Source organism: Trinickia sp. (assembly GCF_051961175.1).
Classification (GTDB): domain Bacteria; phylum Pseudomonadota; class Gammaproteobacteria; order Burkholderiales; family Burkholderiaceae; genus Trinickia.
The window spans coordinates 1-12,957 of record NZ_JBQCDN010000171.1 but is presented as its reverse complement, the minus strand read 5'-3'; the positions used below and the strand labels follow the sequence as shown (position 1 = coordinate 12,957).

Here is a 12,957-nt window from a genome sequence, read left to right as displayed (position 1 = left end):
GGGAAATCGTCACACGGCGTTCGAGCTTGCCGAGGTTTTCAACAACGTTAGCCATGGCTTCAATCGTCCTAAATTGTTCAAGCGAATCGGTTATCTTTCGCCGTGCCCACGTGTTGCGCCTCGCCCTGGGGATGCCGCAATCACCGCCCCAGGCTATCTAAGTCTTGCCGCCTGCGGCACGGTTTGAATCGGAAGAATCGAGCATTCTAGCAAACTATTGATCCGCACAACCCTGATTTGGCGACGCCCCTCGTGTGCAAGCGCACCGCGCGGCAGCCGGGGCCCTGACACCGCAAGGCGCCGGCTCGCCAGCACTCGCGTCGGATGCATCAATACCGCGCGATGCCAGACATGCGTGCGCGGCTATCCTACGAGGCGTGCGCACTGATAAGCTCGCACACGAGCACACCGCGAATAACCGAGCGCTGCGGCACCGCCGCACAGCGCTCTCCCCTTCGGAGACACCATGCCTGGCCGCACCCCCATCGTCGTCATCGCTCCCGATTCGTTCAAAGGCTCATTGAGCGCAGAAGCGGTCGCGCAGGCTATCGCAGACGGCGTGAAGCGCGCGCTGCCACAGGCCAGCGTGCGCCTGTGCCCGATGGCCGACGGCGGCGAAGGCACGCTGGACGCGATGCTCGCGCGCGGCGGCAACAAGCGCACATTGCGCGTACGCGGGGCGGCGCTTGCGGAACGCGATGCGGCGGTCGGCTTGCTGCCGGACGGCAGCGCGGTGATCGAAACGGCCGAAATCGTCGGCATCACCGATCCGCTGGCCATGCGCACCGATGTGTCCGAACGCAGTACGCGCGGCATGGGTGAAGCCGTGCGTCAACTGCTCGATGCCGGCGTGCGGCGTTTCTTCGTCGCGCTGGGCGGCAGCAGCACGAACGACGGCGGCGCCGGGCTACTCGCCGGCCTCGGCCTCAAGCTCTTCGACGCGGATGGCCGCGAACTCGACCCGACCCCGGACGCGCTCGCCCGGCTGGCGCGCGTCGATGCATCCGGCCTCGACTCACGGCTCGCGCAAGCCTCGTTCGTCGCCATGTCCGACGTCGACAATCCGCTCACGGGAGAGCATGGCGCCACCGCTGTGTTCGGCCCGCAAAAAGGCGTGACGCCCGAGCGCATCGGCGCGCTCGATGCCGTGCTCGGACACTTCGCCGGACTCGCCGAAGCGGCGCTCGGCCGTGAAGGCAGCGCCCTGCCGGGCGCCGGCGCGGCGGGCGGGCTCGGCTTCGCGCTGCATTTACTTGGCGCGCGCTTCGAACCCGGTGCGGAAGTCGTGGCAGCGCAAGTCGGATTGGACGCGGCGCTCGACGGCGCCGATTGGCTCATCACCGGCGAAGGCCGCTCGGACGCGCAAACGCTGCACGGCAAGGCGCCGTTCATCGCGTGCCGCCATGCGCGCGCGGCCGGCGTCCCGGCCACCCTGCTCTCCGGCGGCGTCGATGCGAATGCGCTCGCGCGCCTCGGCGAACATTTCAGCGGCTGCTTTTCGCCAGCCCCCGGACCGATCACGCTCGACGTGGCGATCCGCGATGCCGCGCAGCTACTGGCGAACGAGGCCGAGCAACTGGCGCGCTTGAAATTTGGCGACTGAATTCGGCGACTGAATTCGGCGACTGAATTCGGCGACTGAGCCTGGCGATTGAACGTCAATGCCTGGACGCCGTCGCCTGGACAGGCGATGCGGCGGAGCATGGGCCAGCGCGCCGGCACAGGGAAACACCGCGTTGACCGCCGCGCCGGATACGGGAACAATCGTCGCCCAGATACCTCTTGCCCGCCCATTTCCGACGAGGTCGACACGCCTATGAAGGCCGCAGCCAAAGCCGGGCTCGAACAGTTTTTGATCTACCGCATGCACGTGCTGAACAAGCTCTCTGACCGCGGCATCGGCGAGCGCTATCAGACCAAGCTCGGCATTACGCTGCCGGAAGCGCGTGTGATTGCATCGGTCGGCTCGTTCGGGCCGTTCTCGATCATGGATCTGGCCAAGCGCGCCAATCTCGACAAGAGCCAAGCGAGCCGCGCGGCCGAAGCGCTGATCCAAAGCGGGCTCGTCGAACGTGCGCCGAGCGCCCAGGACGGGCGGGTGGTCGTGATCTCATTGACACCCGAGGGCCGTGCGCTCTATCGCAAGGTCATGCCGATCGCGCGCAAGTGGAACGCCGATCTGTTCAGATGGCTCGACGACGAAGAAGCGCAAGCGCTCGGGCAGGCACTCGACAAGGTGATCGCGCACGCACTGGACAAAGGGTAGGACCTGTCAGGTATTCGGCGGGCGGCGAACCGGCACCAGGAGCGCCGCTGGCCTGCTCTACCACTCCAATGGATCGCAGCGCAAAGGTAATTTGCGGATAGGCTGGGCCCACTGCAGCATCAAGCGCCCCCCCCGGCATGGCGGGCAGCGTCTTGGAGCGGTAGTTTTTTGAGATCGAGTGTAGTGGTGCGAGGAGCGGGACTCGAACCCGCACACCATTGCTGGCGTCAGGACCTAAACCTGGTGCGTCTACCAATTTCGCCATCCTCGCGCCGAAGTGCGCTTGCAGCGCACTTCGATTGTCAGGCTCGCTTTCACGACGCCGCAGGCGCGGCGCCCGATCGGGGTGCGATCAAAAGCGTAAGCGCGAGATTCTAACTCATCCGCTCCAGTTTGTGTCGAACATCGCTTCGCCTCCTGCGCGTAGCGCGCTGCCTGTCGAATTGCCTCAGCCGATCACGGGCCCCATACCACCCACGCTCGGCCTTTGGCCCCGCCGCGAGCAGCCTTCTCCCGAGTTAGTTGCGCACACAACCAAGCTGATCACGCATTCAGTTGTTCGTACGCATCACGGCCAGCCCGTGCAAGGTCGCGCCACGCTGTGGACGAACATGCATGCCCCGTCGCCCGGCGTTCAAGCAGATGCTCGCAAAGCATGGACAAGTGACGGAATGCCTCGACAGCCTCGGGCTTGCAGACTGTCTGCACGGCCAGCACCACGTTCGCATTGCGCGCCGCCCGCGCGAGCGCCTGCCATTGCGCCTCCTGAACCGGCAAGCCGTATGCGCCCAGCTGCGCCGCCGCCCCTGACACCAGATAGAGCGCCTTCAACGTCGCGCGAGTGTGCGCAACGCACGCGGCGTCGCAATCGCTGCCAGTCGATTGATGAGATGAAATCGCGGAGTGCATGAGAGGCCAGTCAGTGGGGCGAATCGATAGAGCCAATCGGCCGTGCGCAAACGTTGGCGCCGTGTGACGACATGCGAGCGCGTCAACGCCGCTCCAGGAATTACGGCTCCCGACCCCTTTACTTTATACACGTATACCCTGATTACAGAGCCAGCTACCCCGCCCTCTGGCCCCCCAACTTTGCCGAATTTCGATAACACGCCCAAATATGGCTCCCTACTATCAAACCTTGTGCCGCTTGGCGTTTGCCGCCGGCAATCGGCGCCCCCACCGGAGAAACCTCGATGACGCCCGACCTGAATATCGCCCCCGCGCGTGCAGTCACACACCATGAACTCAAACAAACGTTGGGCACCTGGCAGTTATGGGGTATCGCCGTCGGGCTCGTGATTTCCGGCGAGTATTTCGGCTGGAGCTACGGCTGGGCCAGTGCCGGGACGCTGGGATTTCTGATCACCTCGCTGTTCATCGCGGCGATGTATACGACGTTCATCTTCAGCTTCACCGAGTTGACAACGTCGATTCCCCACGCAGGCGGCCCGTTCGCCTATGCTCATCACGCGTTCGGACCGCTTGGCGGCTATCTGGCCGGCATGGCGACGCTCATCGAATTCGTGTTCGCCCCGCCCGCGATCGCCCTGGCCATCGGTGCCTATCTGCACGTGCAGTTTCCCGGCCTCGAGCCCAAGCATGCCGCCGTGGCCGCCTATGTCGTTTTCATGACGCTGAACATCGTGGGCGTACAGATCGCCGCCGCGTTCGAGCTGTTCGTGACGATTCTCGCGATCTTCGAACTGCTCGTTTTCATGGGTGTCGTCTCGCCCGGGTTCAGTTGGGCTCACTTCGCGCAAGGCGGATGGGCCGGCTCGGCTCACTTCGGAAGCGGGGCCTTCCATGGCATGTTCGCCTCGATCCCCTTCGCCATCTGGTTCTTCCTCGCGATCGAAGGCGTCGCGATGGCCGCAGAGGAAGCGCGCAACCCGAAACGCTCCATCCCGATCGCCTATGTGACAGGCATTCTGACGCTCGTGGCGCTTGCCGTCGGCGTCATGATCTTTGCCGGCGGCGCGGGCGACTGGACCAAGCTGTCGAATATCAACGATCCGTTGCCGCAGGCCATGAAGTACATCGTCGGCGAACACAGCGGCTGGATGCACATGCTCGTATGGCTCGGGCTGTTCGGTCTCGTCGCCTCGTTTCACGGCATCATCCTGGGCTATTCGCGCCAGATCTTCGCACTTGCGCGCGCCGGATATCTGCCCGATTGGCTCGCGAAGGTGCACCCGCGCTTCAGAACGCCGCATCGCGCCATTCTGGCGGGCGGCGTGATCGGTATCGCCGCCATCTACAGCGACGAGTTGGTCCAGTTCGCGGGGCAAACGCTGACGGCGAATATCGTCACCATGTCCGTGTTCGGCGCGATCGTCATGTATATCGTCAGCATGCTCGCGCTGTTCAAGCTGCGGCGCAGCGAGCCGGCCCTCGAACGGCCGTTTCGCGCACCGGCGTTTCCCTATTTCCCGGCTTTCGCGCTCGGCGCGGCGCTCGTCTCGCTCGGCGCCATGGTCTACTACAACCGCGAAGTGGCCGTTGTGTTTGCGCTCTTCGTCGCGCTCGGCTACGGTTATTTCTTGACGACGCGCCGTCGGCGCGCCTCCGCCCCTATCGATTCGCTCATCGAGGAGTAGGTCATCAAGGCAAGGGCGCGCGGCGCATCGGCATCGGCGGTGCGCATTCACGAGGATTCTTTCTTCGCAGTGTCATGAGTCGACGGGAGCCCATTGCATGAGTTTTACGCAAACAGTCGGCGCACACGTTTATCGCTTCGCCGATCTGAAGACACTCCTCGCCAAGGCGAGCCCGCAGCGCTCGGGCGATGAACTCGCGGGCCTGGCCGCCGCGAGCGAGGAGGAACGCGTGGCCGCCAAGCTCGCATTGGCCGCTACGCCGCTGCGCACGTTCCTGAACGAAGCCGTCATCCCCTACGAGGACGACGAAGTCACTCGCCTCATCATCGACGAACACGACACGCACGCATTCGCCGGGATCGCTCATCTGACTGTGGGCGATTTCCGCGATTGGCTGCTCTCGGAGGCTGCCGATACCCACGCGCTGATCCGCATCGCGCCCGGCCTCACGCCCGAGATGACGGCCGCCGTCTCCAAGCTCATGCGCAATCAGGATCTGATCTCGGTGGCGCGCAAACGGCCCGTCGTGACCCGCTTTCGCAACACGATCGGTCTGCCCGGGCGCCTGGCGGTCCGGCTCCAGCCGAACCACCCCACCGACGATGTGAAAGGCATTGCGGCCTCGATGCTCGACGGCCTTCTGTACGGCTGCGGCGATGCCGTCATCGGCATCAATCCGGCAACCGACAACCTGTCCGCTATCACCACCTTGCTGGTAATGATCGACGAGTTCCGCGAACGCCACCAAGTGCCGACGCAATCGTGCGTGCTCACGCACGTCACGAGCACCATCGCGGCGATCGAGCGCGGCGCGCCCGTCGATCTGGTCTTCCAATCGATCGCGGGCACCGAGGCGGCCAATGCGAGCTTCGGCATCTCGCTGAGCTTGCTGCACGAAGCCCACGAAGCGGCGCGATCGCTCGGGCGTGGCACCGTCGGACAGAACGTCATGTACTTCGAAACGGGGCAAGGCAGCGCCTTATCGGCCGGCGCGCATCACGGCGTCGATCAGCAAACGTGCGAAGCACGCGCCTATGCGGTAGCCCGCCGCTTCGAGCCGCTGTTGACGAACACTGTCGTCGGCTTCATCGGGCCCGAATACCTCTACGACGGCAAGCAGATCACGCGGGCGGGCCTCGAAGATCATTTCTGCGGCAAGCTGCTGGGTGTGCCGATGGGCTGCGACATCTGCTACACGAATCATGCTCAGGCCGATCAGAACGACATGGACGGCTTGCTGACATTGCTGGGCGTGGCGGGGGTGAACTTCATCATGGGCATTCCGGGCGCCGACGACATCATGCTCAATTATCAAAGCACGTCGTTTCACGATGCGCTCTATCTGCGCGATGTCCTCGGGCTGCGCCGCGCCCCCGAGTTCGAGGCCTGGCTCGAATCGATGCGTGTGATCGACGCGCACGGCGCCTTGCTGCCGGCCTCGCCGCGTCAGCCTTTGCTGGAAGGCGCATCCGCCTGGGTGGGGTTCAAATGAACCGATTCGTCGCGCCCGATCCGTGGCATACGCTGCGCAGCTTCACGCGCGCCCGTATCGCGCTCGGCCGTACAGGGCATGGACTCCCCACCGATGCACTCCTCGCCTTCGAGCTTGCGCACGCGAAAGCACGCGACGCCGTGCATCATCCGCTCGAGATCGACGCGTTACGCTCGGCGCTGCGCGCCCAAGGCTTCGCCACGCTCGACGCGCATAGCGCCGCCCCCGATCGGGCGCACTACCTTAGACGGCCCGACCTCGGGCGACGTCTGGCCGATGAAAGCCGCACAGCGCTTGAGCGCGCGAAAACCGAGGGTGTCGACCTCACCTTCGTCGTGGCGGATGGGCTTTCGGCGTTCGCCACGGCCCGTCATGCGGTGCCGTTGCTCGTCGCCGCACGGGCGAAGCTCGAAGGCTGGCGCATCGGCCCTGTCGTCATTGCACGTCAGGCTCGCGTCGCCCTCGGCGACGAGATCGGCGCCCTGCTCGGCGCCACCTTCGTGGCCGTGCTCATCGGTGAACGGCCCGGACTGAGTTCGCCCGATAGCCTCGGCATCTATCTGACCTACGGGCCGCGCGTGGGCCGTACCGACGCCGAGCGCAATTGCATCTCGAACGTCCGCCCCGAAGGGCTCGGCTATGCCGAAGCGGCGCACAAGCTGCACTATCTGTTGACGCAAGCACGACGGCTGTCGCTGACCGGCGTCGCACTCAAAGACGACAGCGACGCACTCGATGCGCCTGGCGCGGCTCTTGCATCGTCACGGGCATGATGCCGACTTCCGCCCGCTATGCGCTCCCTCTCGATGCTGCCCCGCACCTCGGCGAGGCGGACGCAGCACGTCCGCTGTGCATGTCCATCGCACACGATGCGGACGAGCAAGCGCGCAACCTGCATGGCTGGCATCAGACCTACGATCAGTTGAGCGCCGGCCGCTTTACGGGCACGCTCGTGGAGTTGTTCCTCGATCGCATGACCGTTTTTCGCGAAACGACGAGCCACACCCTGCGCCAAACTTGCGAAGTCAAATCGGACGCTTACTGGTTCGGTATTCCACTGTGTGACAGTGGCACCGGGCGTGTGGACGGGCAGCCGATCGACGAAGACGCACTCGCCTGCCGTCCCGGCGGTGTCGAGTTCGAGTTGCTCACCCCGGCGAGCTACGAATTCTTCGGGATCGTCGTGAAGGGCGAGGTCCTGCGCCACTATGCGGCCGAGGTCGAGCACGTGACGTTCGCGCAGCTGGTTTCCGAAGCGCCCGTCGTACCGATCGGCGCGGCGCGCAAAGCCCGGCTCGTCGCCTCATTGCGCACGATCCTCGATGAAAGCGCGCGGCGCGGCGTGCCCCCATCGGCGTTGATGCGCAACCGTCTGCAGGCTTCGGTGCTGAATGCCCTGTTCGACTTGTGCACGCCGGAAGATCGTCAGGATACCGAATCGATCCGCCCGTCGACGTATCGCAGGCGGCTTGCGATCGTGTCCGACGCACGCGACTACGCCATGGCGCACCGCGATCGGCCCATCGGCGTACCGGAATTGTGCGAGCAATTACACGTCAGCCGGCGCACGCTCCAATACTGCTTTCAGGACGTGACCGGACTCGCCCCTGCGGCGTATTTGCGTGCGATCCGCCTGAACGGCGCGCGCCGGGATCTCCGCGAGGCCGCGTGCTCGGCCGGGGCTGCGCCGTCTGTGCAGGATGTCGCTTGCGCGTGGGGCTTCTGGCACTTTAGCCAATTCTCGGCGGACTACCGCCGGTTGTTCGGCGTTCGCCCCTCCGATACCGCCAAATCCCTTCATCCGTCGGCTTGACCGGCTGGCCCACTGCTCAGCAAGCCACAGCGCCTCCGGAGAAGCCGCGCGGGTCGGCGCCTCCGCAAGAAATCGTGGTGCCGGCCGATCCTTCGACGAGCCGTTCGACATCAGCCAATGCACCGATGGCGGCTCGTCGGCCGGTACGCTCGGCGAAGCGCGACGCGGCCTGAAGCTTCGGGCCCATTGCCCCAGCCGCGAACACGAATTCGCCCACCACGCTCGGATGCCCGTGGCGCAGGAGCTTCGAATTGGCCGTGCCCCAATCGAGAAACACGCCGGCCATGTCGGTTGCGATGACGAACAAATCGGCGTCGATCGCCTCGGCGATCAACGCCGCGCCGGCATAGGGATCGATGATGGCCTCCACGCGACGCAACGTGCCGTCGGTCGCGGTGACGACGGGAACGCCGCCGCCCTCGCACATCACGACGGTCTTCTCGTCGATCAGGCGGTGCAGCGCTTGCAATTGCAGCAGCCGCATCGGTTGCGGGTTCGGCACGACGCGTCGGTAGCCGATACCGTCCGAGGCCATCCGCCAGTGCTTGTTATGCGCTTCCGCCACTGCTCGCTTGTCGATGAGCACGCCGCCGATCGGTTTGTCGGGATGGTCGAACGCGGGATCGCCAATATCGACTTCGACCATCGTCGGCAGCGTCGCGCATGGCCGCGTCGGAGCCAGGCAGTTGCGCAGTTCAAGTTCGAATCCGCCGGCAATCGGCAGGCCGGCATCCGATGCGGATTGCATGATCCCATCGGCGGTGCAAGCCTCGCCGTCTTCAGGTGAATCGATGCCCGAGAAGTGTCCATTTTCGTACACGACAACGACGTCGTTGCCGTCCACGATGCAGGCCAGCCGCTCCGCGGCGGCGCGAACGCCGAGGCCATTTGCCCGCGCCCCGCCCCGCTCGCCACGCTGATGCAGCGCATGCTCCCCCACCACGATCACGATGCGCATCTCCGCACTCTCCTGCTGTATGCCGGTTTGCCATGGCTTCGTCGATTCAGCGCCCACCTGCCGCGCATCGGCCATCGACACCCAGATAGCTTTATAGAAGATCTCTGCGCGCGCGACTGCGTCCTGGGTCACATCCGCAAACGATCGGATGGCCTGGCCTGGCCTGTGCTTGAGCGACGCTATTCGTCAGGCGACGCGGCGACGGGCCGCCATGCCCGCCGGCGCAATCGTCTTCCGAAAACGTGCAGGCGACCGCGCAGACCAAACCGATCAGATTGCGCTAGCCGATGGGCGGCATCAGCTTCGCGAGAAACCAATCGCACGCGAGGCGCGCGGCATGATCGAGCGTGCCGGGCTCTTCAAACAGGTGCGTCGCATCGGCCACGATCATCAGGCGGTGCTCGCATCGCAGCTGACCCGCCGCCAGCTGATTCAAACGGATGACATCGTCGTCCAGTTCGCCGACGATCAGCAGCGTCGGGGCTTCCACCTGTGTGAGCGCATCGCGCGCGAGGTCCGGCCGGCCGCCACGCGAGACGACCGCACCCACTTCGTCGAGCAGATCGGCCGCTGCCACGAGCGCAGCCGCCGCCCCCGTGCTTGCGCCGAACAGGCCGACCGTCAGCGAACGGGTATCTTCGCGCGAAAGCAGCCAATCGAGCACGCTTTCCAGCCGGCGTGCGAGCAAAGGGATATTGAACCGGTATTCGGCCGACGCCGCATCGATCCGCTGCTCCTGCGCAGTCAGGAGGTCGAACAGCAGCGTGGCAAAGCCGGCCTCCTGCAGCACCTGCGCGACGTGCTGATTGCGCGGGCTGAGCCGGCTGCTGCCGCTGCCGTGCACGAATACGACGATGGCATGCGCGTCGGTGGGAATCGTCAAGTCACCATCGAGTTGAACTTCATCGTCGGCAATGACGACGGTTTGCGTTTGCATGAGTGGCTCCGATAAAGCAAAGCGGCGGGAACACAGTGCATCAGGCGTGCCCCGGCCACCGATGCTACGACACTCGCCCTACAATTTGCCGAGGCTGCCTACAATAGCCATGTTCCCCGCGCGGGTCCGAAACAGCCGAGCGCGAACGGATAATGAAGGCCGCACCGGTGCGGCAAGGAGCGCAACATGGACGAGAAATACGAACGCCGGGCGCTGCTGCTGCATTTGGGCGGCGTCTTGCAGACCACGAGCCTGCTCATGGAGCATGAGCGGCTCGATGAAACGTTGGGTGAATTGCTCGAGGCCCAACCACTCTTGGCAGACGTGCCGCTGCTCCAGCACGCCTATGAACGGATGACCGTCCGCGAATTTTCGGCCGCCGCGCTACAGGCGTTTTGTCTCTGGCCGCAGCTGCTGTTGGAAACGCCGCTCGATCGCGCGGCGCTGGCCACGCCGGTGCGCGAGCACCTGTTTGCCGGCAACCCTCACGGGTGGGCCGCTTATGCGGCCTCCCTGCAGAGCGAGGTGAGCTGGTTCGGCAAGCTGGCCGCGGTGCCCGACACCGTTCCCGACGGCGAAGGCGCGCGCCGTTCGGCGTAGCGCCATTCGCCGGAAACGGCGGCACATCCGCTCAATGCGCTCGCGGCTGGAACCCCGCGGCGCCAATCTGCCATAGTGCGAACGCCCATTCATCAGCGTAGCGATCCGCCGTTTGCTTGACGCTTGAGCCGATCCCATGGCCCGCGTCGTAATCGACCCGCAGCAACACAGGACGTCCGCTCGAGGTGGCAGCCTGCACGCGCGCGGTCATCTTCAGCATGTGCCATGGCGACACGCGAGGATCGTTCGCCCCCGTCGTAAACATGACTGCCGGATACGGCGTGCCGTCATGGATATGATCGTAGGCGCTCATCATGTACAAGCCATGGAAGCCCGCTTCAGTCGACGTCGAACCCATCTCGGGCACGTTCGGCGGGCCGTTCGGTTCGGTTTCGAAGCGAAGGGTATCCGACACGCCCACATCATCGAGCACGACATCGAACAAGCCCGGATCGATCGTCAGTGCGCCACCCATCACGATGCCGCCCGCGCTGCGGCCGTTCGCCACGAGATATTGGCGCTGCGTATAACCCTGATCGATCATGTAGTGCGCGCCCGCCAGGAAATCGAACAGGGTGTTGATCTTCCAACGCTTCTGTCCGGCTCGATGCCATGCGTCGCCGTACTCGCCGCCTCCGCGCATGTGGACGACGGTCATGATGCCGCCTTGTTCGAACCAGGCGCGCCAGGCGGGTTGATAGCTCGGGTCCATCGAGAGGCCGTAGCTGCCGTAGCCATAGATGATCGTCGGATGCGATCCGTCGAGTTCGATGCCCTTCTTCGAGATGATCGAGACCGGGACGCGCGTACCGTCGTAGCTCGTGGCGAACGTCTCGCGCGCTTCCAGATCGTCTGCTTCCGTCTTCGACGGCGGAACGAGGCCGGTATCGCTGGCAGCCGCAGCCCCTGGCGCATAGGCCAGCTCACGCGGCGACTTGACCCAGCCGCGCAATTCGAACATCACGCCGGGCAGCTTGGCATCGGGCGCCAGATCGTGGATCGCACCCGCGAACGGCAGTGAAATCGTGCGGTCGTCCTTGCCGTCGAAGCCCGTTCGATGCAGTTCGAACGTTGCACCGGCGCGTTCGGCCAGATAGAGGCCGTCGCTGCCGAGCGCGAACGAATCGATCACGTTCGGGCCTTCCGGCACCACCACATCCGCGTGCGCCAGGTCGGGGTGCGCCAGCGGCGCCGATACGATCTTGAAGCGCGACGCGTCCTTGCCCGTCAACGCATACAGCCGATCGCCGCGCAGTTGGACATCGACGACACCATCCTCAGGGCTCGCGATTTTCTTCCACGGCGTGTCGGCGCCATGGATATCCGCCAGACGCGCGACGTAGAACGTATTCGGATTGTTATCCATGTTGTGATTGGCGACCGCTACGGCATACGGCGAATCGGGCGAGACCAGGACATACGCGCCTTGACCTTCGGGCACGTCGAGTCCCGGCGAAACACCGCGGCCAAACACCGCCGTATCACCCTCGCCATCCGCGTTCCGACCCAGCAGGTGCAGATGCGCCACCGCGTTGTATTCGCTTTGAGCGGGCGGCGTATCGGGGCCGACCTGCGGGTAGCGCAGATAGAAGAAGGAACGGTTGTCCGCGCGCCAGGCCACGACGCACGAACTCGTGCGGTCGATCGATTCCGGCAATGGCTGGCCCGTTTGCACGTCAATCACATGTAAGACGCTCTGCTCGGAGCCGCCCTCCGAGATTCCGTAGGCGACGTAACGGCCGTCCCACGACGGCGCATACCAGTCGAGCGCGAAATGGCGCGAGGCGTCCGTCGAAAGCGTGGCCGGATCGACAAGCACATGCTCTTCGCCGCTTACGCCGTCCCGATAGGCAAGCTTCAGCAGGTTCTCACCCGCGGCGGCCGTTTGATAAAACAGCCGATGGCCCCGCCGGGTGAAATCGATGCGGCGCAAATCTCCGCTCATCAGCGCTTCGACGCGCTGCGCGAGCGCATCGCGTCCCGGGATGGCGGCCAGTTCGCGACGCGTATAGTCGTCCTGCGCCTTCATCCACGCTTGGACTTCGGGGTCTTTCAGGTTTTCCATGTAGCGGTAATCGTCGACCACCGGCGTGCCGAAGTACATGTTCGTGACGGGACGCACGGGGGCGACGGGGGGGGATTCGGCGGACCAGCAAGCGTTCGAGGCGGCAAGGCAGGACAAAAGCGTTACGGCTACTAGTGCCCTGTCCCGCAAGTTCCTTTGATATGAAATCGCCCATTTGGCCGCCAGGCGGCGTCGCTCGTCGTTGCCATAGCTACGGCTATGGCGCCTC

Annotated in this window: 12 protein-coding genes and 1 tRNA gene; 8 read left to right on the top strand and 5 right to left on the bottom strand. The window is 64.7% G+C overall.

Annotated elements, in window-relative coordinates:
- From ACTHL0_RS09840 to ACTHL0_RS09830, 3 genes are all read left to right on the top strand, one after another.
- Window positions 1-187 (top strand): hypothetical protein (locus ACTHL0_RS09840; protein WP_440566538.1); only part of this gene is annotated, 187 nt, incomplete at its 5' end.
- Window positions 188-466: 279 nt separating this feature from the next.
- Window positions 467-1,603 carry a glycerate kinase family protein gene (locus ACTHL0_RS09835; RefSeq protein WP_440566537.1) on the top strand — a complete coding sequence of 379 codons (1,137 nt, stop codon included), beginning with the start codon at window positions 467-469 and terminating at the stop codon, window positions 1,601-1,603.
- A gap of 213 nt (window positions 1,604-1,816) precedes the next feature.
- A complete protein-coding gene (locus ACTHL0_RS09830) occupies window positions 1,817-2,266 on the top strand; it encodes a MarR family winged helix-turn-helix transcriptional regulator (protein ID WP_440566536.1) in 450 nt (149 codons plus the stop codon).
- Window positions 2,267-2,450: 184 nt separating this feature from the next.
- Here ACTHL0_RS09830 and ACTHL0_RS09825 read toward each other — a convergent pair.
- Together ACTHL0_RS09825 and ACTHL0_RS09820 are read right to left on the bottom strand one after the other, a co-directional pair.
- Window positions 2,451-2,537: transfer RNA gene (locus tag ACTHL0_RS09825), tRNA-Leu, on the bottom strand.
- Between the two features lie 272 nt (window positions 2,538-2,809).
- Window positions 2,810-3,175, bottom strand: a complete 366-nt coding sequence (locus tag ACTHL0_RS09820; RefSeq protein ID WP_440566535.1) for a hypothetical protein — start codon at window positions 3,173-3,175, stop codon at window positions 2,810-2,812.
- 284 nt (window positions 3,176-3,459) lie between these two features.
- On the opposite strand from ACTHL0_RS09820, the gene eat reads away from it, so the two are divergent.
- The 4 genes from eat (at window position 3,460) to ACTHL0_RS09800 (ending at window position 8,168) form a co-directional block, all read left to right on the top strand.
- The gene (gene eat / locus ACTHL0_RS09815; protein ID WP_440566534.1) at window positions 3,460-4,863 is read left to right on the top strand and encodes an ethanolamine permease; all 1,404 of its coding nucleotides are present in this window, start codon (window positions 3,460-3,462) and stop codon (window positions 4,861-4,863) included.
- Window positions 4,864-4,960: 97 nt separating this feature from the next.
- Window positions 4,961-6,355: an ethanolamine ammonia-lyase subunit EutB gene (locus tag ACTHL0_RS09810; protein ID WP_440566533.1), complete on the top strand. Its 1,395-nt coding sequence runs from the start codon at window positions 4,961-4,963 to the stop codon at window positions 6,353-6,355.
- Window positions 6,352-7,128 carry an ethanolamine ammonia-lyase subunit EutC gene (gene eutC, locus ACTHL0_RS09805; protein ID WP_440566532.1) on the top strand — a complete coding sequence of 259 codons (777 nt, stop codon included), beginning with the start codon at window positions 6,352-6,354 and terminating at the stop codon, window positions 7,126-7,128. Before ACTHL0_RS09810 ends, eutC begins: the two co-directional genes overlap by 4 nt.
- Entirely contained in the window at window positions 7,128-8,168 is a 1,041-nt protein-coding gene (locus ACTHL0_RS09800) for a helix-turn-helix domain-containing protein (RefSeq protein ID WP_440566540.1), read from the top strand. The genes eutC and ACTHL0_RS09800 overlap by 1 nt, the downstream gene beginning before the upstream one ends.
- 16 nt (window positions 8,169-8,184) lie before the next feature.
- Here the strand turns inward: ACTHL0_RS09800 and ACTHL0_RS09795 are convergent, their stop codons facing one another.
- Together ACTHL0_RS09795 and ACTHL0_RS09790 are read right to left on the bottom strand one after the other, a co-directional pair.
- Window positions 8,185-9,258: an amino acid kinase family protein gene (locus tag ACTHL0_RS09795; RefSeq protein WP_440566531.1), complete on the bottom strand. Its 1,074-nt coding sequence runs from the start codon at window positions 9,256-9,258 to the stop codon at window positions 8,185-8,187.
- A 148-nt stretch (window positions 9,259-9,406) separates the two neighbouring features.
- Window positions 9,407-10,063 carry a dienelactone hydrolase family protein gene (locus ACTHL0_RS09790; RefSeq protein ID WP_440566530.1) on the bottom strand — a complete coding sequence of 219 codons (657 nt, stop codon included), beginning with the start codon at window positions 10,061-10,063 and terminating at the stop codon, window positions 9,407-9,409.
- A 186-nt stretch (window positions 10,064-10,249) separates the two neighbouring features.
- On the opposite strand from ACTHL0_RS09790, the gene ACTHL0_RS09785 reads away from it, so the two are divergent.
- Window positions 10,250-10,663, top strand: coding sequence for a hypothetical protein (locus ACTHL0_RS09785; RefSeq protein ID WP_440566529.1), 414 nt, complete (start codon window positions 10,250-10,252; stop codon window positions 10,661-10,663).
- Between the two features lie 31 nt (window positions 10,664-10,694).
- Here the strand turns inward: ACTHL0_RS09785 and ACTHL0_RS09780 are convergent, their stop codons facing one another.
- Window positions 10,695-12,845: a prolyl oligopeptidase family serine peptidase gene (locus ACTHL0_RS09780; RefSeq protein WP_440566539.1), complete on the bottom strand. Its 2,151-nt coding sequence runs from the start codon at window positions 12,843-12,845 to the stop codon at window positions 10,695-10,697.
- Window positions 12,846-12,957 lie beyond the last annotated feature (112 nt).

Coding starts and splice junctions, on each gene's coding strand:
- ACTHL0_RS09785 (WP_440566529.1), top strand. CDS start 10,250: ATGGACGAGAAATACGAACGCCGGGCGCTGCTGCTGCATTTGGGCGGC.
- ACTHL0_RS09835 (WP_440566537.1), top strand. CDS start 467: ATGCCTGGCCGCACCCCCATCGTCGTCATCGCTCCCGATTCGTTCAAA.
- ACTHL0_RS09820 (WP_440566535.1), bottom strand. CDS start 3,175: ATGCACTCCGCGATTTCATCTCATCAATCGACTGGCAGCGATTGCGAC.
- ACTHL0_RS09830 (WP_440566536.1), top strand. CDS start 1,817: ATGAAGGCCGCAGCCAAAGCCGGGCTCGAACAGTTTTTGATCTACCGC.
- eat (WP_440566534.1), top strand. CDS start 3,460: ATGACGCCCGACCTGAATATCGCCCCCGCGCGTGCAGTCACACACCAT.
- eutC (WP_440566532.1), top strand. CDS start 6,352: ATGAACCGATTCGTCGCGCCCGATCCGTGGCATACGCTGCGCAGCTTC.
- ACTHL0_RS09790 (WP_440566530.1), bottom strand. CDS start 10,063: ATGCAAACGCAAACCGTCGTCATTGCCGACGATGAAGTTCAACTCGAT.
- ACTHL0_RS09800 (WP_440566540.1), top strand. CDS start 7,128: ATGCCGACTTCCGCCCGCTATGCGCTCCCTCTCGATGCTGCCCCGCAC.
- ACTHL0_RS09810 (WP_440566533.1), top strand. CDS start 4,961: ATGAGTTTTACGCAAACAGTCGGCGCACACGTTTATCGCTTCGCCGAT.